Raw genomic sequence first — 20,107 nt, forward strand, 5'->3', positions numbered from 1 at the left:
CCCCCCACGATTGGAGTCCCTGGTGACCACGGCTCACGAAGCGCCGGCCATATCCGTCGCGGCCGCTCGCCACGACGCGACCACTCGCCACGACGCGGCCGCTCGCCACGACGCGACCACTCCCCACGACGCACCCGCGACGGCCGCCGAGGCGTCCGAACAGCCCCTGCCATCAGGGCAGTTCACCACCACCGAAGCCCGACCCGCCCCCGACGCCGGATCCGTAGGTGCCGCCACCGCCCTCCTGGACGCCTACCGCCCGGGCGCCACCCGGTTCTTCGCCTCACCCACCCGGACCTTGCTCGCCCACGGGGTACGCGCCGAAGTGCCGCATGACGAAAGGCCGTTGCCGCAGCGGGTCGCCGCGACACTCGACGCCCAGCTGCGGGCCGGCAACCGCGCCCCCGTCGTGATCGGGGCGGTGCCGTTCGACCATGACGCGCCCGCCGTGCTCGCCGTGCCGGAGGCCGTCCGCTGGGCGCCCGCGCTGCGTACGGACCCGCTGGTCGGCATCCCGGCCGCGCCGCCCGCGAGGGCCGACTGGGACGTACGCCAGGTGCCCTCCGCGGACACCTACGCCGCGGCGGTGGCCGAGGCCGTCCGGCGCATGCGGGCGCGGGAGTTCAGCAAGGTCGTCCTCGCGCGCACCCTCGAACTCGGTTCGCCCCGGCCGCTCGACATCCCGGCCATGCTGCAGCGCCTGGCCCGCCGCGACCCCGGCGGCTACACCTTCGCCGTGCCCTCGGGCCCGGGCCGCACCCTGCTCGGCGCGAGCCCCGAGCTGCTCGTCTCCCGGTCCGGCGGCCGGCTCGTCGCCAATCCGCTCGCCGGGTCCACACCGCGCAGCGACGACCTGGCCGAGGACGTACGCCGCGCCGCCGCGCTCCTGGAGTCCGCCAAGGATCTGCACGAGCACGCGGTCGTGGTGGACGCGGTACGCGAGGCGCTCGCCCCGTACTGCACGGAGCTCGTGGTGCCCGAGCAGCCCACCCTCGTGCACACCGCCACCATGTGGCACCTGTCGACCACGGTCACCGGCACCCTGTCCCAACCCAGCACATCCGCCCTGGAGTTGGCCTGCGCCCTGCATCCGACCCCGGCCGTGTGCGGCACTCCCACGCCGGCCGCGCGCGAGGTCATCGCCGAGCTCGAACCCTTCGACCGGGGCCTGTACACGGGCATGGTCGGCTGGGGCGACTCCAACGGTGACGGCGAGTGGGTCGTCACCATCCGCTGCGCCGAGGCCGAGGAGCGGAGCCTGCGCCTGTACGCGGGCGCGGGTGTCGTCGCCGACTCGTCGCCGGGGGCCGAGACCGCCGAGACGGGTGCCAAGTTCGGCACCTTCCTGCACGCGGTGGGGGTCGACCAGTGAGCGACCCCGGGACACGCGGCCCTGACGCGCCTTTGTGGCCCGAGGACTTCGCCGAGCGCTACCGGGCCGCCGGCTACTGGCGCGGCGAGACCTTCGGCCGGATGCTCCAGGAACGGGCGGCCGCGCACCCCGGCCGGGTCGCCGTCGTCGACCCCGCGGGCGGCCGGCGCTGGACGTACGGCGAACTCGACGAGCGCGCCCGGCGGCTGGCCGCCGGGTTCGTGTCGAGGGGCATCGGCAAGGGTGACCGTGTCGTGGTCCAACTCCCCAATGTGGCCGAGTTCTTCGAGGTCATCTTCGCGCTCTTCCGGATCGGCGCCCTGCCGGTGTTCGCGCTGCCCGCTCACCGCGACACGGAGATCCGCTACTTCTGCGCGTTCACCGAGGCCGTCGCGTACGTGATCCCCGATGTCGCGGCCGGCTTCGACCACCGCGAGCTCGCCACGCGCGTACGGTCCGAAGTACCCACGCTCAAGGAGGTGTTCGTGGTCGGCGAGCCGGGCGGGCACACCCGCCTCGCGGACGTCCCGCTCGACGCCGACGCGGTCGCGTACCCCGAGCCGGTCCCCTCCGACCTGGCGTTCCTCCAGCTCTCGGGAGGTTCGACGGGCGTGCCCAAGCTCATCCCGCGGACCCACGACGACTACCTGTACTCGCTGTGGGGCTCCAACGAGATCTGCGCGGTCGACGAGGACTCCGTCTATCTGGTCGTGCTGCCCGCCGCCCACAACTTCCCGCTCAGTTCCCCGGGTTCGCTCGGCGCGCTGTACGCGGGTGGCAAGGTGGTGCTCTGTCCGAGCCCGGATCCGGAGACGGCGTTCCCGCTCATCGCGCGGGAGCGGGTCACGATCACCGGCCTGGTGCCGCCGCTTGCCCTCGTCTGGACCGAGGCGGGCCAGGACACCCGGCACGATCTGTCCAGTCTCGATGTCCTGCTCGTCGGCGGCGCCAAGTTCAGCGAGGAGGCCGCCCGCCGGGTCGCCCCGGCGCTCGGCTGCACCCTGCAGCAGGTCTTCGGCATGGCGGAGGGCCTGGTCAACTACACCCGCCTGGACGACCCCGTGGAGACGATCGTCACCACCCAGGGCCGGCCCATCTCGCCCCTCGACGAGATCCTCGTCGTCGACGACGAGGACCAGGAGTTGGCTCCCGGTGAGACCGGCCATCTGCTCACCCGCGGCCCGTACACGATCCGCGGCTACTGGCGGGCCCCCGAGCACAACGCCCGCTCCTTCACCGAGGACGGCTTCTACCGGACCGGTGATGTCGTCCGGATGACGGCCACCGGGCATCTTGTCGTCGAGGGCCGGGCCAAGGACCAGATCAACCGCGGCGGCGAGAAGATCGCACCCGAGGAGGTCGAGAACGTCATCCTCGCCCACCCTTCGGTCCACGACGTCTCCGTCGTCGCCGTCCCCGACGCCTACCTGGGCGAGCGGACCTGCGCGTACGTCATTCTCCGCGAGGGCGCCGAGCCCCTGAGGCCCGTCGCCGTCAAGAAGTTCGTGCGCGAGCGCGGTCTCGCCGCCTACAAGGTCCCCGACCGGGTGGAGCTGGTCGCCGCCTTCCCGCAGACGGGCATCGGCAAGGTCTCCAAGAAGGACCTCCGCACCGCCGCCGCGCAGCACTGACCCAGAGCATCACTGAAAGGCCTTCACGTCATGGCGCTCCCTGCCATCGCCCCGTACCCCATGCCCACCGCGGACACCCTGCCCGCGAACCGTGTCGACTGGACCGTGGACCCGGACCGGGCTGTCCTGCTCGTGCACGATCTGCAGAAATACTTCCTCGGCGCGTTCACCGCGGACCAGTCGCCGGTGACCGAACTCCTCGCCAACGTAGGCCGGTTGACCAAGGAGGCGCGGACGCTCGGCATCCCCGTCGTCTACTCCGCCCAGCCCGGCGGGCAGAGCCCGCAGGAGCGCGGTCTGCAGCAGGACTTCTGGGGCCCGGGTCTGCCGGACGACGCGCAGGCCCGGGCGATCGCGGGCCCGGTCGCGCCCCAGCCGGGCGACATCGTGCTCACCAAGTGGAAGTACAGCGCCTACGTCCGCACCGAACTCGCCGAGCGGATGAAGATGCAGGGCCGCGACCAATTGGTGATCGTCGGCGTCTATGCCCATATCGGTGTCCTGATGACCGCCTGCGACGCGTGGATGCGGGACGTCCAGGCATTCCTCGTCGCCGACGCGGTCGCCGACTTCTCGCGCGAGGACCACGACATGGCCCTGCGCTGGGCGGCCGGCAAGTGCGCGGTCGTCACCACGACCGAGTCGGTCCTCGCCCGGACCGTCACCGACAGCGCACCGAAGGAGGCCTGAGCCGCCATGGCACTGACCGTCGATCTCATACGGGCCGACGTGGCCGACGCCCTCGGCGAGGACCCGGCCGATATCCCCGTCGACGAGAACCTGGTCGACTACGGCCTTGACTCGGTGCGGATCATGACCCTCATCGAGCGCTGGCGCCGCGACCACGGCGTCGAGGCCACCTTCGTCGACCTCGCCGAGCAGCCCGCCATCGAGGCCTGGGCCCCGCTCCTGGGGGTGACGTCATGACGGCCGTACTCGAAGCCGCCCAGCTGACCGGACTCCCGCCCGCCGGACTCCCGCTCACCGCCGCACAGTCCGGCATGTGGTTCGCCCAGGCCCTCGACCCGTCGAGCCCCGCCCAGAACACGGCGGAGTACATCGAGATCCACGGCCCGGTCGACCCGGCCGTATTCGCCAGGTCGCTCCGTCATGTGCTGGGCGAGGCGGACGCCCTGCGCGTACGCGTCGTCGAAACCCCGGACGGGCCACGGCAGTTGCCCCTCGAGGACCCGGCGCCGCTGAACCTGACGGTCGAGGACCTGCGCTCCGCCGGCGACCCCGACGCGGCCGCCCGCGCCTGGATGCATGCCGACCTCGCCGTGCCCTTCGACCTCGCCACCGGACCCCTCTTCGCGCAGGCCCTCTTCCGCGTCGGCGACGAGCGGTGGCTCTGGTACCAGCGGGTCCACCACCTCGTCATGGACGGCTTCGGCTATTCGCTGCTCGCCCGCCGCACCGCCGAGGTCTACACGGCCATGGCGGGGGGCGAGGGCCCCGGGCCGGGGGGCCTCGGGCGTCTGACCGAACTCGTCGCCGAGGACACGGCCTACCGTGCGTCGGACACGTACGCCAAGGACCGCGCCCACTGGAACGAAGCCTTCGCCGACCGCCCCGAGGCGCGGAGCCTCGCCGGCCGCACCGCGCTGCCCTCGCGCACCTTCCACCGCCGCACCGAGCTCATCGACGCCGAAGTCACCGACCGGATCAAGGAGTTGGCCTCCGGCATCCGCGCCAGCTGGCCCGAGGTGCTCATCGCGGCCCAGGCGCTGTACGTGTCACGGGCGACCGGGGCCGAAGAGGTCGTGCTCGGACTGCCGATGATGGGCCGCATGGGCTCGGCGGCGCTGCGTATCCCCGGCATGGTCATGAACGTGCTGCCGCTGCGCCTGACCGTCACCCCGGGCGCCACCTTCGCCGAGCTCACCCGCCAGGTGGTCCTCGGTATCCGCGCCGCCCGGCGCCACCAGCGCTACCGCTACGAGGACCTCCGCCGCGACCTCGGCCTGCTCGGCGAGGGCCGCGCCCTGGTCGGACCGCTGGTCAACGTCATGCCCTTCGACTACGGCCTGACCTTCGCCGGAGCCCGCACGGACGCGCACAACCTCTCCGCGGGCCCGGTCGAGGACCTCACTGTCAACATCTACGACCGCGCCGACGGCACCGGTCTTCGTATCGACTACGACGGCAACCCCGAGCTGTACGAGGAGTCCGGACTCGCCGTCCACCAGCGCCGCTTCCTCGACCTCCTCGGCCGGATCGCCGCCGCCGACCCCCACACCCCTCTCGCGGCGCACGGCATTGCGACAGCGGCCGAACGCACGCTGGTGCTCGACGAGTTCAACAACACCGCACGCGACGTCCCGCCCACGACGCTCATCGGGCCCATCGAGGCCCAGGCCGTCCGCACCCCGGACGCGACCGCCCTCGTGTTCGGCGAGGAGTCGCTGACGTACGCCGAACTCAACACCCGGGCCAACCGCCTGGCCCGCCGTCTCCAGGCGCTCGGCGTGCGTCCCGGAACCCTGGCCGCCGTCGCCGTGCCCCGCTCCGTGGACCTGGTGGTCACCCTGCTCGCGGTCCTCAAGGCGGGCGGCGCCTATCTGCCGCTCGACCCGGACTACCCGGCCGAGCGCCTCGTGTACATGCTGGACGACGCGCGGCCGGCCTGCGTCGTCGTCGACTCCCGCGGCCGCCTCCCGGCCAGTCCCGAGGTGCCCGCCGTCGTCCTCGACGAGACGGACCTGGACGGTCACTTGGGGACCGACCCCTGCCGCGCCCTCACCCCGCAGCATCCCGCGTATGTCATCTACACCTCGGGCTCCACGGGCCGCCCCAAGGGTGTCGTCGTCCCGCACGCCGCTATCGACAACCGGCTGCGCTGGATGCAGCACGCGTACCCGATCGGCCCGGGCGACCGCGTCCTGCAGAAGACCCCCTCCGGCTTCGACGTCTCCGTATGGGAGTTCTTCTGGGCGCTGCGCGTCGGCGCGACCCTCGTGGTCGCCGAGCCCGGCGGCCACAAGGACCCGGCCTACCTCGCCCGCACGATCCGCGAACAGGCCGTCACCACCTGCCACTTCGTGCCGTCCATGCTCCAGGTGTTCCTCGCCGAACCGGCGGGCGCCGCGTGCGCGGCGGGTCTGCGCCGTGTCTTCTGCAGCGGCGAGGGACTGCCCCGCGACACCGTCCAGGAGTTCGGCCGCCGGCTGCCGGGCGTGGAGCTGCACAACCTGTACGGGCCCACCGAAGCGGCCGTGGACGTCACCTACCACCCCTGCGACACGTCGGCCGCGAAGGACGCTCCGGTCCCGATCGGCAGGCCCGTCTGGAACACCCGCCTGTACGTCCTCGACGCGGCCCACCAGCCCTGCCCGCCCGGCGTCGTGGGCGAACTCTTCCTCGCCGGGGTGCAGTTGGCCACCGAGTACCTGGGCCGCCCCGACCTCACCGCGGACCGCTTCGTCCCGGATCCCTTCGCGGCGCCCGGGGCCCGTATGTACCGCACCGGCGACCTGGCGCGCTGGAGCGGCAAGGGCGAGGTCGAGTACCTCGGCCGCACCGACCACCAGGTCAAGCTGCGAGGCCTGCGGATCGAACTCGGCGAGATCGAGGCCGCGTTGGCGGACTGCGCCGAGGTGACCGGGGCCTGCGTCCTGGTCCGCGAGGACCGTCCGGGCGATCAGCGACTCGTCGGGTACGTCACCGGGCAGGCGGATCCCGAGGACCTGCGCGGCCGCCTCGCCACGTCCCTGCCCGACTACATGGTGCCGGGCACGGTGCTCGTCCTCGACGACTTTCCGCTCAGTCCCAACGGCAAGCTCGACCGCAAGGGCCTGCCCGCCCCCGCGCTCACCGCGGGCGGAGGCCGGCCCCCGAGCACCCTTCAGGAGGAGACCCTCACCCGGCTGTTCGCCGAGGTCCTCGGGCTCGAACAGGTCGGCGTCGACGACGCGTTCTTCGACCTCGGCGGTACGTCCCTGCTCGCCGCCCGGCTCGTGGCACGGGTGCGGGACGCCCTCGGCTCCGACCTCGCGATCGGGAGCCTCTTCCAGGCGCCGACCCCGGCCGCGCTGGCCGGCCGGCTCGGCAGGGACGGGAGCGCCGGCGCGGCCCCGGACGAGGCGCTCGGCGTGCTCCTGCCGCTGCGGACCACCGGGGACCGCACCCCGCTGTTCGCCCTGCACCCGGCGGGCGGCATGAGCTGGTGCTACTCCGGGCTGCTCTCCCGGCTCGGCCCCGACCAGCCGGTATACGGGCTGCAGGCCCGCGGCCTCGTCGACCCCGACGAGCAACTCCCGCCCACCATGGAGGAGATGGCCGCGGACTACGCCGACCTGATCCGCTCGGTACAGCCGCACGGCCCGTACCGCCTGATCGGCTGGTCCGTCGGCGGGGTCCTCGCGCACACCGTCGCCGTACGGCTGCAGGAGGCCGGCGAGGACGTCGACCTGCTGGCGCTCCTGGACGCCTACCCGTCCGACCAGTGGCAGGACCAGGCCGTCCCGGCCGAGGCCGACGCGCTCACCGCGCTGCTGCGGATGGCGGGATACGACCGTGGTGACGAGCTGACCCGCGAGGACGTCCTCGACACCCTGCGGCGCGAGGGCAGCGCCTTGGCCGGGCTCAGCGATCACACGCTCACCGCGATCGTCGACATCGTGATCAACAACGCGCGTCTGATGCGCGCCCACCGGCACCGCGTCTTCGACGGCGACGTCCTGTTCTTCACGGCCGCGGCCCCGCGGGCCGAGGACTGGCTCACCCGCGAGTCCTGGCGCCCCTATGTAAGCGGTGTCCTCGACAATCTCGACATCGACTGCCTCCATCCGCAACTGACCCAGTCCCGCCCGCTCGACGAGATCGCGGCCGTCCTGACCGCCCGGCTCAAGGAGCTGGACGGGTGAGCGGCGGGGAGGAGTCCGAGCGCGTGGCCGGCCCGCAGCGGTCCGGAGGGGGCGCCGCCCCGTAGCGGTCCGGAAGGGGCGCCTATCCGTAGCGGTCCGCCAACGTGCGTACGACAGCGGCCAGTCGGTCACGCAACGAGGCGGGTCCGAGAACCTCGACATCGCTGCCGAACCGCAGGAACTCCCCCACCGCGAAATCGGCCGACTCGACCGGCAGCTCGGCCAGGGTCCAGCCCTCGCCGTCCGGGCGCCCGTTCTCCGCGAGGGCCGCGGCCTGCCTCCCCGTGAGGCGGGCCGCGCCCGCATCCGTCAGGCGTACCAGGGCCGTGCCCGAGTGGAGCCGGTCCTGGAAGTCCTCTTGATAGCGCCGCCAGTACGCCACGAGGTCGAAGTCGTCCGGCGCCTCGAACTCCTCGGACGCATCGGCGAGTTCGATGATCTGGTCGACCCGGTACGTCACCGGACGCGGCCCGCTCACCACGTACCAGCGGCCCGCCTTGAGGACGAGCCCGTACGGTTCGAGGCGGCGCTCGACCTCCGAGGGTTCCTTCCAGCGGCGATAGCGGACCCGCAGCACGCGACGGTTCCACACCGCGTGGGCGACCTCCGTGAGGTACGGGACCTCGTCGGCGTCCGCGTACCAGCCGTGCGCGTCCAGATGGAAGCGCGACTTGATACGGGCGCTGTGGACGCGCAGTTCGGGCGGGAGCGCCGCCTCGACCTTGTGCTGGGCGGCGGTGAGCAGGGAGCCGAGACCGAGCTCGGCGGCGGCGCCCGGTACGGCGGACAGGAACAGCGCCTCCGCCTCACCCGTCGTCAGACCGGTCAGCCGGGTGCGCCAGCCGTCGACCAGCTGATAACCCCCGGCATGCCCGGCGTCCCCGTACAGCGGAACGCCCGCGGCATGCAGCGCCTCGACGTCCCGGTACACCGTGCGCACCGACACCTCCAGCTCCTCGGCGAGCTGGGCGGCCGTGAGCCGACCGCGGCTCTGCAGGAGCAGCAGGATCGAGACGAGACGGCTGGACTTCATGAGCACTTCACTGACACAAGATGTCAGTGAAGTGCTTCTACGGTCCAGGCATGGCTTTCAGGGAGAAGTACCTCTGGACCCCGCCGCCCATAGAGGTGGGCGGGCGGCACATCAAGCGCTACCACGTCAGCGCCGACCCGGCGGGGATCGCACCCGACGTGGAGAAGGCGGCGTACGCGATCCTGCCCGAGCTGCTGCCGGAACCGGACAGCACCCCGCCCGCGACCTTCGTGGTGCTGCACCGGGGCGGGGACGACGGCGCGTACCTCAATGCGTACAGCTGGGTCTGGGACAACGTGCTGCACTTCGCGGGCGCGGCCGCCGGACAGCCGGTACTCGGCTGCCCGGACCGCGATCCCGCGCATTTCATCCGGCCCGCATCGCCCTGGATCGGGTGCGTATGGGAGCTTCCGCCGCTCACGCACGAGCGCGACGCCTGGGTGCGCCACATGCTCGCGCCCGACTCCCCCGATTTCGACGGCTACTTGGCCGATTCCCTGCCGCACGGCACCACCGGACCCTTCGCACCGCCCGAATGACCGCACCTTCCGCACCGCTCGAATGACCACACCTTCCGCACCGCCCGAATGACCGCCCCTTCCGCACCGCCCGCATGACCCCCTCGGAGGATCCGCATGTCCACCTCGTACGACTTCGACTTCCTCACCGGCCGGTGGCACGTCCGCCATCGCAAGGCCCTCGACTTCCTCAACCCGCGGGCGGCCGGCTGGCAGGAGTTCGACTCCGTCACCGAGGGCAGTACGCACTTCGGCGGCGCGGCCCACTTCGACGAGATCGCGATGCCGGAGTACGCGGGGCTCACGCTGCGGCTTTTCGACCAGGAGACCAAGGAGTGGTCCCTGTACTGGGCGGACAGCAGGAGCGGAAAGCTCTATCCGCCGGTCACCGGACGGTTCGGCGACGACGGAACCGGGGAATTCTTCGGGAACGACAGCCACGAGGGCAAGCCCCTGAGGGTCCGCTTCCGCTGGTCCGGGATCTCCGCGACCACCGCCCGCTGGGAGCAGGCCTTCTCCGCCGACGACGGCCGCACCTGGACCACCAACTGGATCATGGAGTTCGCGCGCGGGACGACGGGGAGGGCGTGACCGCGTCGTACAAATTCGGTGGAGATTACGCCACCGAAACTTACCCGGCGGTCAGTAATCTGTCCCACCCTCCTACCTTGTGGCCCCATTTAAGCGGCTGACCTGGACGTATCGGTACGTGGCCCGGAGCGGAACGACCCCTCCCGCCCGGGCTTCGCGTGGGGTACGTTCACCGCGATTCAAGGAGCGCCACAAGGAGAACCACTTGCGCGAGTTCACCTCACCTCCCCTGGCGACCTCGGCGCCTGCGGTGGGCGGCCTGGCGGACGCGGTGTTCGACCATGCCCAGGAGGACCCGCTGCATATCGCCCTCGGCCGCAAGGCCGACGGGCAGTGGACGGATGTCACCTCGGCCGAGTTCTGTGCCGAGGTCCTGGCCCTGGCCAAGGGGCTGCTCGCGCAGGGCGTACGGTTCGGCGACCGCGTCGCCATCATGTCCCGTACGCGCTACGAGTGGACGCTCTTCGACTTCGCGCTGTGGACCGTCGGCGCCCAGGTCGTCCCGATCTATCCCACCTCCTCGGCCGAGCAGGTCTTCTGGATGCTGCACGACGCACAGGTCTCGTCCTGCGTCGTGGAGCATGAGGACCACGCCATGACCATCGGTTCGGTGATCGACCGGCTGCCCGCCCTGGAGCGTCTGTGGCAGCTCGACGCGCAAGCGGTCGACGAACTCACCACGGCCGGCGAGCACATCGAGGACGAGGTCGTGCACCGCCACCGCCGCGCGGTGATGCCCGACTCGGTCGCCACCCTCATCTACACCTCGGGCACCACCGGCCGCCCCAAGGGCTGCGTCATCACCCACGCCAACCTCATGTGGGAGTGCGACACCATCGCCGCCCGCTGGGAGCCCGTGTTCCACACGAAGCCGGGCGACGAGCCCTCGACGCTCCTGTTCCTTCCGCTCGCGCATGTCTTCGGGCGGATGGTGCAGGTCGCCGCCGTGCGGGCGAAGGTCAGGTTCGGTCATCAGCCCGAACTGAGCGCGGCGGCGCTGCTTCCCGATCTGGCGGAGTTCCGGCCCACGTTCTTCCTGGCCGTTCCGTACATCTTCGAGAAGATCTTCCACGCGGCGCGCCGCAAGGCCGAACTGGGCGGAAAACTCGGCCCGTTCGAGAAGGCGGTGGACTGTGCGGTGAAGTACGCCGAGGCCCAGGAGCACAAGGCCTTCGGCACCGGGCCCGGCCCTTCGGCCGCGCTGCGGATGCAGCACAGCCTCTTCGAGAAGCTCGTCTACTCCAAGGTCCGCGAGGCCATGGGCGGACGGGTACGGCACGCCATGTCGGGCGGTTCGGGCATGGACCGCAGGCTCGGCCTCTTCTACGCGGGCGCGGGCGTCCATATCTACGAGGGGTACGGCCTCACCGAGACCACCGCCGCCGCGACCGCCAACCCGCCCGAGCGCACCCGTTTCGGCACCGTCGGGCTGCCGCTGCCGGGTACGACCGTGCACATCGCGGACGACGGTGAGATCTGGCTGCACGGCAGCCATGTCTTCCAGGGCTATCTCGGCGACCCCAAGGCGACCGACGCGGTCCTGCACGACGGCTGGCTCGCCACCGGGGACATCGGCGCCCTGGACGAGGACGGATATCTCACGATCACCGGGCGCAAGAAGGAGATCCTGGTGACCTCCGGCGGCAAGTCCGTCTCGCCCTCGCAGCTCGAGGAGCGGGTACGGGACCACCCGCTGGTCGCGCAGTGCATCGTGGTCGGCAACGACAAGCCGTATATCGCCGCCCTGGTCACGCTGGACTCCGACGCCGTCGAGCACTGGCTGAACATGCGCGGCAAGACCTCCCTCGAACCGGCCGATCTCGTACGGGACCCGGATCTCGAGATGGAGGTGCGGCGCGCCGTCGTGGCCGCCAACACCATGGTCTCGCAGGCCGAATCCATTCGTACGTTCCGCATACTGGCGCACCAGTTCTCCGAGGAGCACGGGCTGCTCACGCCGTCCCTTAAGCTCAAGCGCAAGGCCATTGAGCAGGCCTACTCCGCCGAGGTCGAGGCGCTCTACAGCAGCTGAGGTACTCCGGGACCGCACTTGAGCGGCCCGCGGATACGCCCGAGTCAGTTTTCTGACGGGTCATCAATTGGCGATGCGTCACTTATTGACGGTTCATCAGGTCCCCCACAGAATGCGGAGACTTCGACGGAGGGACAGGGCCGTGTTGCGATCGTTCCGCGCCATCGCAGCAGCGTCGGCAGCGCTGCTGCTCGCCACTGCATGCAACTCAGCTTCCAACTCAGCCGACGGCTCGGACAATCCGGGCAAGGGCGGTTCGGTACGGGGAGTGACCGACGACTCGATCAAGGTCGGCGGCATCGTCTCCATGACCACCGCGAGCGGCTACAGCAAGAAGGACACCGACCTGGGCGCCAAGGCCCGCTACGACCGCGCCAACGCGGAGGGCGGGATCAACGGCCGCAAGATCGACTACATCGGGGCCGAGGACGACGGCCAGGACCCGGGCAAGAACATGTCGGCGGCCCGCAAACTCGTGCAGCAGGAGAAGGTGTTCGCGGTCTCGCCGATGAGCTCGGTGACCTTCTCGGGCGGCGACTTCCTGGAGAAGGAGAAGGTGCCCACCTTCGGCTGGGGCACGATCCCGCAGTTCTGCGGCAAGCAGTACATCTTCGGCTTCAACGGCTGCCTCGTGCCCATGCCGGGCGGCGTCATCACCCAGTCCTGGCCCGAGGGTCTCGCGCATGTGCTCGGCGGCGCGAAGGGCAAGTCGGTGGCGGTGATCGCCAATGACAACGACGCGGGCAAGTTCGGTATCCGCACCTACCAGCAGGGCTTCGCTGCGGCCGGGTTCGATGTCGCCTACGCCAAGGCCACCGTGCCCGCCACCTCGGCGCCGAGCGACTGGTCCGCGTACACCAAGGAGATCCTGCGCTCCAACGGCGGCAAGGCTCCCGACGTGGTCGTCTCCGTGATGCAGACCCCGTACAACATCGGCCTGTTCACCGCGCTCAAGCGCTCCGGCTACAAGGGTGTGCTCACCGACCCGACCGACTACGACCCCGGGCTGCTCGCCAAGAAGACCACAGCGCAGGCGCTCGACGGGGTCCATGTGCTGCTCTCCTTCGAGCCGTTCGAGTCGGACAGCGAGCAGATGAACCAGTTCAAGGAGGACATCAAGAAGGCCGCGGGCAAGGATGTGCCGCTCAACATGCACATGATGACCGGGTACATGTCCGCCGACTACTTCCTGTCGATCGCCGAGAAGGCGGGCAAGGACCTGACCGTGGACTCCTTCCAGAAGGCCGCGGCGGGCTACTCCGACACCGGCACCATGGTCGGTGACCGCTCGGGACCCAAGGGACTGAAGGAAGCCTTCGGCTGCGGCGCTCTCGTGCAGCTGAAGGACGGCAAGTACGAGGTGTCGTCGCCCTTCAAGTGCTACGAACCGATCCCGTTCAAGTAGGGGGCCACCGCCATGGCTGACCTTCTTGGCTTCGTGCTGAGCGGTCTGGTCTCGGGCGCCCTGTACGCCCTGCTCGCGACCGGACTCGTCCTGTCCTATTCGGCCTCCGGACTCTTCAACTTCGCCCACGGCGCCACCGCTTACCTGTGCGCGCTCGGCTTCTACGAGCTGCACTCGGGCTTCGGCTGGCCGGCGATACCCACCGCGGTGCTCATCGTGTTCGTGATCGCGCCGGGGCTCGGCTGGGCGCTCGACCGGCTGATGTTCCGCAAACTGGCGCGGGTCGGCGAGACGGCGCAGATCGTCGCCACGATCGGTCTGCTCGTCGCGCTGCCCGCGCTGGGCCTGTGGGTCGTCGAGCTGTTGGAGGACGCGGGCGCTTCGGTGAAGCCCGCGGAGAACCAGTTCGGGCTTCCGGGCGTCGGGCCCTCACCCGCGACCTCGTGGCAGCTGATGGACGGCGTCGGCATCGACTCGGACCAGCTGATCACCTGGGTGACGACGGCGGTTGTCGCGGTGGGCCTGTGGATCCTGATGCGGCACACACCGCTCGGGCTCAAGCTCCGCGCGTCCGTGGACAACCGCTCCCTGGTCGAACTGCGCGGCATCAGCGCGGACCGGCTCTCCTCGCTCGCGTGGATGCTGTCGTCGGGGCTCGCCGGGCTCGCGGGCGTGCTCGCCACTCCGCTGCTCGGCCTGTCCTCGCACGACTTCACGCTCTTCCTGTTCGTCTCCGCGACGGCCGCGGTGCTCGGGCGCTTCATGTCCGTACCGCTGGCCTTCGCGGGCGGCCTCGCCCTCGGCGTGCTGCAGAACCTGGTCGCGGGCTACGCCTCGTTCGCGGACGACATCACCGGCTTCCGTACCGCGGTGCCGTTCCTGATCCTGTTCGCGGGGCTGCTGATCATGACCAGGCGGCAGCGCACCGCGGGCACGGCCGCCGTGGACGCCCCGCCGATCGACTATCTGGCGGGCAAGTCGTGGGTACGCAAGTGGGGGCCGTGGACGGCGGGGGCGGTGCTCCTGGCGCTCGCGTTCTACACCGTGACCACTCCGTTCTGGAGCGGCATCCTCGCCCAAGGCCTGGCGATCTCCCTGGTGTTCATCTCGTTCACCGTGGTCACCGGGCTCGGGGCGATGGTGTCCCTGGCCCAGGCGACCTTCGTCACCGGGGCCGCGATGGTGGCGGGTCTGCTGATGAGCCACGGCTGGCCGTTCATCGGCGCCGCGGTGGTGGGCACCTGTGTGGCGGCGGTCCTCGGAGCGCTGGTCGCACTGCCCGCGCTGCGGCTCGGCGGCCGTTCCCTCGCGCTCGCGACGCTGGCGCTGGCGTTCCTGGCGGACCAAGTCCTGTTCCAGATGGGCTGGTTGAGGAACGGTGACACGGGCTGGGAGATCCCCCGCCCGGTCTTCGGACCCGTCGACCTCACCGACGACCGCGCGATGGGCGTCGCCATGGTGGTCCTCGTGGTGGCGGCCGTCGCGGCGGTCAGCGCCCTGCGGAACTCGCCCTCCGGGCGCGCGATGCTCGCTGTCCGTTCGGCTCCGGCGGCGGCCATGGCCTCGGGCGTCTCCGTGATCCGTACGAAACTGATGCTGTTCACGCTCTCGGCAGGGCTCGCGGGGTTCGGCGGCGTGATGTACGCGTCGTTCCAGACCCGCATCACCGCCACCGACTTCACCGCGATGACCGGTCTGATCTGGCTCGCGGTGGTGGTCGCGGCCGGGGTGCGCAGGCCGCAGTTCGCCGTCGTGGCCGGTCTGGTCTTCGCGATCATGCCGCCGCTGATCTCGGACTACGTCACCGAGTCCACGCATCTGCCGGTGATCCTGTTCGGTCTTGCGGGCCTGGCGCTCGCCAACGATCCGGACGGATACGCGGCGGCGGCGTCCGTACGGCGGCACCGGCGCAAGGCGGCGGTGGCACACACGCCCGATGCCGTGGCCACGGCGGAGGCCGGACCGCCGCCCGAGGGCGCGGCCCTCGAACTGCGCGGGGTACGGGCGGGCTACGACGGCGCCCCTGTCCTGACCGGGGTCGACCTCACGGTCCGCTCCGGCGAGATCCTCGCGCTGCTCGGCCCCAACGGCGCCGGGAAGTCGACCGCATGCAAGGTCGCGGCCGGGCTGCTGTCCGCGCAGGGCGGCACGGTGTACGTGTCCGGGCACGACGCCACGCGGCACGGCGCGGTGCGGCGGGCGCGGGCCGGTGTGGTCCTGGCGCCCGAGGGGCGGGGCATCTTCCCCTCCCTCACCATCGAGGAGAACCTGGCGCTGCATCTGCCGTCCCGTGAGGCACGGGACGAGGTCTACGCACGGTTCCCTTCGCTGGCGGAGCGGCGCAAGGTGACGGCGGGTTCGCTGTCCGGCGGTGAACAGCAGATGCTGGCGCTCGCGCCGCTGCTCCAGGATCCGCCGAAGGTCCTGATCGCCGACGAACCATCACTCGGTCTTGCACCGCGGATCGTGGACGAGGTGTTCCGGCTGCTGACCGAACTGCGGGACGCGGGAACGGCGTTGCTGCTCGTGGAGGAGAAGGCGGCGGAGATCCTGGGCGTCGCGGACACGGTGGCGTATCTGTCCCAGGGCAAGGTGACCTGGTGCGGCCCGCGCTCGGAGGTCCAGACCGACCGGCTCACGGAGGCGTATCTGGGGATCGCGGGGGCGAAGAACGGCGCGGTGCCGGCCCAGGCATCCGGCGAGAGCCCGCCGGAGCCCGGAGCCGAGAGCTCGGCGGAGCCTGGGGCCGTGAGCTCGCCGGAGCCCGGAGCCGAAAGCTCGCCGAAGCCTGGGGCCGTGAGCTCGCCGGAGCCGCCCGCCGGGGATTCACGCGAAGCCTCACCCGAGCGCCCACGTGAGCGCTCACCCGAGTCCTCACCCGCAGCGTCATCCGACGAGGAGGAGGTGGCACAGCCATGAGCAGGTATCTCCTCGAGGCCTCCGGTATCGGGGTCCGCTTCGGCGGGATCAAGGCCCTCACCGACGTCTCGCTCGGTGTCGCGCCGGGCGAGGTCTGCGGTCTGATCGGTCCGAACGGCGCGGGCAAGACCACGCTGTTCGACGTGGTCTCCGGCATCCGCAGGCCCGACAGCGGCCGGGTGCTCCTGGACGGTACGGACATCACGCGCCGCTCCCCGGTCTGGCGGGCGCGGCACGGGATGCGCCGTACGTTCCAGCGCCAGCAGCTGTTCGGCCAGCTCACGGTGGCGGACAACCTGGTGGTGGCCCAGGAGTGGCGCGGCGGAGGGGGCGGCCTCGCCGCCGACCTGCTGTCCTCGCCGACCCGCCGCGGCCGGGAGGCCACGCGCCGGGTGCGGGCCGCGGAGGTCCTGCGCTCCTGCGGCCTCGAGCACCTCGCCGAGGACTACGCGGGCGCCCTGCCCGTCGGCCGCGCGCGCATGGTCGAACTGGCCCGTGCGCTGGCCGACCCGCCGCGCGTCCTGCTCCTGGACGAGCCGGCCTCGGGCATGACGGCCGAGGAGCGGGCCCAACTGTCCGCCGTGATCCGCCACTTGGCGAACGAGGAGGGCTGCGCGGTCCTCCTGGTCGAGCACAACGTGGCCTTCGTCATGGAACTCTGCGCCCGCGTCGTCGTCCTCGACCTGGGTTCGGTCCTGGCGGAGGGGCCGGCGGCCAAGGTCCGGGCGGATCCGAAGGTGCGGGAGGCGTATCTCGGCTACAGCCCCTCCGGCGTTTGAGGAGATCCGACCGAAGGGGGTCCGGGGGCGGAGCCCCCGGTTTCGGGAAGGGGCGGGGCGGGGAGAAGAGCCCGCCGCAGGCGCAACCAGCCCGCGCCCGCCCCGCCCCCTCCCTGACCGGACGCGGTCAACCGCTCCGACCGTTAGGGTCGAAGGTGAACAAAATCGACCGCCGACGGAATGGATCGCGCCCCGCCCCCGTTGAAGCGGGACGTACCACCCCACCACGTAAGGATCGAGAGCTCGTGAGCAAGGTCCCCACCATCACCCTCAACAACGGCGTCGCGATGCCGCAGCTCGGTTTCGGCGTCTGGCAGGTGCCGGACGCGGAGGCCACCCAGGCCGTCGCCACCGCCCTGGAGGCCGGGTACCGCAGCATCGACACCGCCGCCGTCTACGGCAACGAGGAGGGCACCGGCAAGGCGCTCGCCGCCTCCGGGATCGCCCGCGAGGAGCTCTTCGTCACCACCAAGCTCTGGAACTCCGAGCAGGGCCACGACTCGACGCTGCGCGCGTTCGACACCTCGCTGGCCAAGCTCGGCCTCGACTACGTCGACCTGTACCTCATCCACTGGCCGCTGCCCTCGAAGGACCTGTACGTGGACACGTACAAGGCCTTCGAGAAGATCTACGAGTCCGGCCGCGCCAAGGCCATCGGCGTCTCGAACTTCACCGTCGAGACCATGGAGCGCCTGCTCGGCGAGACCTCCGTCGTGCCGGTGATCAACCAGATCGAGCTGCACCCGCAGCTGCAGCAGGCCGAGCTGCGCGCCTTGCACGCCAAGCACGCCATCGCCACCGAGGCCTGGTCGCCGCTCGGCTCGGGCAAGGGCCTGCTCGACGTCCCGACGATCGTCGCGATCGCCCAGAAGCACGGCCGCACCCCGGCGCAGATCGTCCTGCGCTGGCACCTGCAGGTCGGCAACGTGGTGATCCCGAAGTCCGTCACCCCCTCGCGCATCGCCGAGAACATCGACGTCTTCGACTTCGAGCTCGACGCCGAGGACCTCACCGCGCTCGCGGCCCTCAACGAGGGCAAGCGCCTGGGCCCGGACCCGGCCGTCTTCGACGTGGCCTGATCCCGCCCTGTCCGCCCGGCCCGAGCCGTCGCCCGTTGCGTACGGGCGGCGGCTCAGGCCGAGTGCTCGGCGGTGTGACCCGCGACCGCCGCGGCCAGCAGCTGCCGTACGTCCGGGGGCAGCGCGCCGCCCATGACCGAGTCCACCAAGTCCTGGGCCAGACGGTGCAGTTTGGTGTTGCTGCGCTGCGACACCTCGACGAGCACCCTCCACGCGTCCTCCGGAGTCAGCGCGAAGGACGCCATCAGGACTCCGCGGGCCATGTCGATGGCCGGCCGTGTCTCCATCGCCCGCCGGAGCTGGACCACTTCGAGGAACAGGTCCTGCGCCGCGTCCACCGGCAGGCCCCCTGGCGGCGCGTCCTCCGCGGCGCTCGCCTCCTCGCCCGCGGGCAGCGCTCCGTCGGAGGACATGAACAGCGGCCGGGTGTGCGTGACGTCGAGCAGCCGCCCCATGGCCGTACTCACGGCCCGTACGGAGATGGTCTTGCCGCTGTCCAGCGCCTGCTGACGCATCCGCAGCAAGGCGTTGAGCCCCGAACAGTCGCAGAACTCCACCTTGCTCAGGTCGAGCTCGATGCCGTCTCGCGTACGGCCGAGGGCCTCGCGCAGCGTTCCGTGCAGCAGGGGCGCGGCGTGCACATCGATATCCCCGCCGACCACGACCAGCCAGCGGTCGCCGACGGCGTGCACCCCGAGCTCCAGCGGCCGAGTGCCGCCGGGTGACGAAGTCGCCTGCTCTGGCATGACGTTGACTCCCTGGTGCTCTTCCTGCGCACAGGTGGTTTCCACCCCGGTCCAAGACTCGCTGTCACAGCTTCACCCGTCAAGCGATGCACGAAACTGATTTCGTCTATTTAAATTCGCCAATCTTGTTACGCCTGTTGGAATGCGCGAAAGCAACGTCCTATGCTGGGGGGATGGGAGCTGTACCTGAACCACACACGGGCTGGACCTTCCTCACCAACCACGCCCGGGTGCTTGCCGTGATCGCAGGCGATCCCTCCGCCCGCATCCGTGACATCGCCGCACACTGCAGACTCACGGAGCGCGCCGTCCAACGGATCATCGCCGACCTCGAAGCGGGGGGATACCTCTCCCACACCCGCCAGGGGCGCACCAACACCTACCGGATCGAGTCGGACATCTCGCTGCGGCACCCGGCCGAGGCCGGGGTGACGGTGGCCACGCTGCTCGCGATCCTGGCCCAGCACGACGAGGAGCGCAGCCAGCAGCCGGAGCAGGCCCGCACCCGGTAGGTCGCGATACGTCCCCTTCTGGGCGGCCGCTCTGCCGACAGCAGAACGTTCCGGCACACCTGCGCCGCGCTTGCCTCCTACGCTGGAGTGGTGAGCAGCCACGAGAACGCGACCAAAGACGCCCGTGTCATCCAGCTGAGGCCCGGCGGGCGGCCGGCGCCGCAGGCCGCACCGGCCAGGGAACCGCTCTGGCGCGACCTGGTCGGCGACGTTCTGCGCAGTGAACGGCTCGCGCAGGAGCGGACGTTGAAGGACGTCGCGGACGAGGCGCGGATCTCGATGCCGTACCTCTCCGAGGTCGAACGCGGCCGCAAGGAGGCCTCGTCCGAGGTGCTCGCCGCCGCGGCCCGCGCCCTCGGACTCACCCTCGTCGAGCTGCTCGGGCGCGTGCAGGGCGAGCTCATCAAGGTCGGCGCCCTCACCTCGGTCGCACCGGCACAGGCTTCGACGAGCGTCTCCTCGTTCGCGCCCGCGCAGGCCTCGGCCGGGCCCTCCGCACTGAGTCGGGGCGAGGTCCGGCTCGCGGCCTGACCTCGCCCCGCCTGGGGTGCGGGCGGGTCCGGGCGCCCCCACCCGCCCGCGGGTCCCGGGGCCGCCGGGCCGGGCCCCCGGCCCCCCCCCCCCC

General features: G+C 71.1%; 16 protein-coding genes. 14 read left to right on the plus strand and 2 right to left on the minus strand.

Going from position 1 to position 20,107, the window contains the following annotated elements:
- Window positions 1–166: 166 nt before the first annotated feature.
- The 5 genes from dhbC to JAO81_RS02805 are packed head-to-tail and all read left to right on the plus strand — an operon-like array spanning window position 167 to window position 7,868.
- Window positions 167–1,372 (plus strand): isochorismate synthase DhbC, encoded by a 1,206-nt coding sequence (gene dhbC, locus JAO81_RS02785; RefSeq protein WP_199546280.1) that lies wholly within the window; start codon window positions 167–169, stop codon window positions 1,370–1,372.
- On the plus strand, window positions 1,369–3,003 hold the full coding sequence (locus JAO81_RS02790; protein WP_199546110.1) for a (2,3-dihydroxybenzoyl)adenylate synthase: 1,635 nt from the start codon (window positions 1,369–1,371) through the stop codon (window positions 3,001–3,003). The genes dhbC and JAO81_RS02790 overlap by 4 nt, the downstream gene beginning before the upstream one ends.
- A 30-nt stretch (window positions 3,004–3,033) precedes the next feature.
- On the plus strand, window positions 3,034–3,693 hold the full coding sequence (locus tag JAO81_RS02795) for an isochorismatase family protein (RefSeq protein WP_199546111.1): 660 nt from the start codon (window positions 3,034–3,036) through the stop codon (window positions 3,691–3,693).
- 6 nt (window positions 3,694–3,699) lie between these two features.
- Entirely contained in the window at window positions 3,700–3,930 is a 231-nt protein-coding gene (locus JAO81_RS02800) for a phosphopantetheine-binding protein (protein ID WP_165334540.1), read from the plus strand.
- Window positions 3,927–7,868: a non-ribosomal peptide synthetase gene (locus JAO81_RS02805; protein ID WP_199546112.1), complete on the plus strand. Its 3,942-nt coding sequence runs from the start codon at window positions 3,927–3,929 to the stop codon at window positions 7,866–7,868. The genes JAO81_RS02800 and JAO81_RS02805 overlap by 4 nt, the downstream gene beginning before the upstream one ends.
- A gap of 82 nt (window positions 7,869–7,950) precedes the next feature.
- Here JAO81_RS02805 and JAO81_RS02810 read toward each other — a convergent pair whose 3' ends face one another.
- Window positions 7,951–8,901 (minus strand): YafY family protein, encoded by a 951-nt coding sequence (locus JAO81_RS02810; RefSeq protein WP_199546113.1) that lies wholly within the window; start codon window positions 8,899–8,901, stop codon window positions 7,951–7,953.
- A 50-nt stretch (window positions 8,902–8,951) separates the two neighbouring features.
- On the opposite strand from JAO81_RS02810, the gene JAO81_RS02815 reads away from it, so the two are divergent.
- The 7 genes from JAO81_RS02815 (at window position 8,952) to JAO81_RS02845 (ending at window position 18,224) form a co-directional block, all read left to right on the plus strand.
- On the plus strand, window positions 8,952–9,440 hold the full coding sequence (locus JAO81_RS02815) for a hypothetical protein (RefSeq protein WP_199546114.1): 489 nt from the start codon (window positions 8,952–8,954) through the stop codon (window positions 9,438–9,440).
- A 96-nt stretch (window positions 9,441–9,536) separates the two neighbouring features.
- A complete protein-coding gene (locus JAO81_RS02820; RefSeq protein ID WP_199546115.1) occupies window positions 9,537–10,010 on the plus strand; it encodes a hypothetical protein in 474 nt (157 codons plus the stop codon).
- A 205-nt stretch (window positions 10,011–10,215) separates the two neighbouring features.
- On the plus strand, window positions 10,216–12,042 hold the full coding sequence (locus tag JAO81_RS02825; protein WP_199546116.1) for a long-chain fatty acid--CoA ligase: 1,827 nt from the start codon (window positions 10,216–10,218) through the stop codon (window positions 12,040–12,042).
- Between the two features lie 112 nt (window positions 12,043–12,154).
- A complete protein-coding gene (locus JAO81_RS02830; RefSeq protein WP_233414857.1) occupies window positions 12,155–13,447 on the plus strand; it encodes an ABC transporter substrate-binding protein in 1,293 nt (430 codons plus the stop codon).
- Between the two features lie 12 nt (window positions 13,448–13,459).
- Window positions 13,460–16,366: an ATP-binding cassette domain-containing protein gene (locus tag JAO81_RS02835; protein WP_233414858.1), complete on the plus strand. Its 2,907-nt coding sequence runs from the start codon at window positions 13,460–13,462 to the stop codon at window positions 16,364–16,366.
- Complete coding sequence (locus JAO81_RS02840; protein ID WP_199546118.1) at window positions 16,363–17,145, plus strand: ABC transporter ATP-binding protein; 783 nt, start codon at window positions 16,363–16,365, stop codon at window positions 17,143–17,145. Before JAO81_RS02835 ends, JAO81_RS02840 begins: the two co-directional genes overlap by 4 nt.
- 245 nt (window positions 17,146–17,390) lie before the next feature.
- Window positions 17,391–18,224 (plus strand): aldo/keto reductase, encoded by an 834-nt coding sequence (locus JAO81_RS02845; RefSeq protein WP_199546119.1) that lies wholly within the window; start codon window positions 17,391–17,393, stop codon window positions 18,222–18,224.
- A gap of 53 nt (window positions 18,225–18,277) precedes the next feature.
- Here the strand turns inward: JAO81_RS02845 and JAO81_RS02850 are convergent, their stop codons facing one another.
- Window positions 18,278–18,970, minus strand: coding sequence for an ANTAR domain-containing protein (locus tag JAO81_RS02850; protein ID WP_199546120.1), 693 nt, complete (start codon window positions 18,968–18,970; stop codon window positions 18,278–18,280).
- Between the two features lie 173 nt (window positions 18,971–19,143).
- Between JAO81_RS02850 and JAO81_RS02855 the strand changes: the two genes are divergently transcribed.
- Entirely contained in the window at window positions 19,144–19,482 is a 339-nt protein-coding gene (locus tag JAO81_RS02855) for a helix-turn-helix domain-containing protein (RefSeq protein ID WP_199546121.1), read from the plus strand.
- A gap of 90 nt (window positions 19,483–19,572) precedes the next feature.
- A complete protein-coding gene (locus JAO81_RS02860; RefSeq protein ID WP_199546122.1) occupies window positions 19,573–20,013 on the plus strand; it encodes a RodZ family helix-turn-helix domain-containing protein in 441 nt (146 codons plus the stop codon).
- Window positions 20,014–20,107 lie beyond the last annotated feature (94 nt).

Origin of the sequence: Streptomyces sp. N35, assembly GCF_016464295.1 — a bacterium.
GTDB lineage: Bacteria > Actinomycetota > Actinomycetes > Streptomycetales > Streptomycetaceae > Streptomyces.

What these genes read in the sequence shown, in the direction of transcription:
- JAO81_RS02795 (WP_199546111.1), top strand. Translation starts at nt 3,034, where the DNA reads ATGGCGCTCCCTGCCATCGCCCCGTACCCCATGCCCACCGCGGACACC.
- JAO81_RS02800 (WP_165334540.1), top strand. Translation starts at nt 3,700, where the DNA reads ATGGCACTGACCGTCGATCTCATACGGGCCGACGTGGCCGACGCCCTC.
- JAO81_RS02805 (WP_199546112.1), top strand. Translation starts at nt 3,927, where the DNA reads ATGACGGCCGTACTCGAAGCCGCCCAGCTGACCGGACTCCCGCCCGCC.
- JAO81_RS02810 (WP_199546113.1), bottom strand. Translation starts at nt 8,901, where the DNA reads ATGAAGTCCAGCCGTCTCGTCTCGATCCTGCTGCTCCTGCAGAGCCGC.
- JAO81_RS02815 (WP_199546114.1), top strand. Translation starts at nt 8,952, where the DNA reads ATGGCTTTCAGGGAGAAGTACCTCTGGACCCCGCCGCCCATAGAGGTG.
- JAO81_RS02820 (WP_199546115.1), top strand. Translation starts at nt 9,537, where the DNA reads ATGTCCACCTCGTACGACTTCGACTTCCTCACCGGCCGGTGGCACGTC.
- JAO81_RS02830 (WP_233414857.1), top strand. Translation starts at nt 12,155, where the DNA reads ATGCGGAGACTTCGACGGAGGGACAGGGCCGTGTTGCGATCGTTCCGC.
- JAO81_RS02835 (WP_233414858.1), top strand. Translation starts at nt 13,460, where the DNA reads ATGGCTGACCTTCTTGGCTTCGTGCTGAGCGGTCTGGTCTCGGGCGCC.
- JAO81_RS02840 (WP_199546118.1), top strand. Translation starts at nt 16,363, where the DNA reads ATGAGCAGGTATCTCCTCGAGGCCTCCGGTATCGGGGTCCGCTTCGGC.
- JAO81_RS02850 (WP_199546120.1), bottom strand. Translation starts at nt 18,970, where the DNA reads ATGCCAGAGCAGGCGACTTCGTCACCCGGCGGCACTCGGCCGCTGGAG.
- JAO81_RS02855 (WP_199546121.1), top strand. Translation starts at nt 19,144, where the DNA reads ATGGGAGCTGTACCTGAACCACACACGGGCTGGACCTTCCTCACCAAC.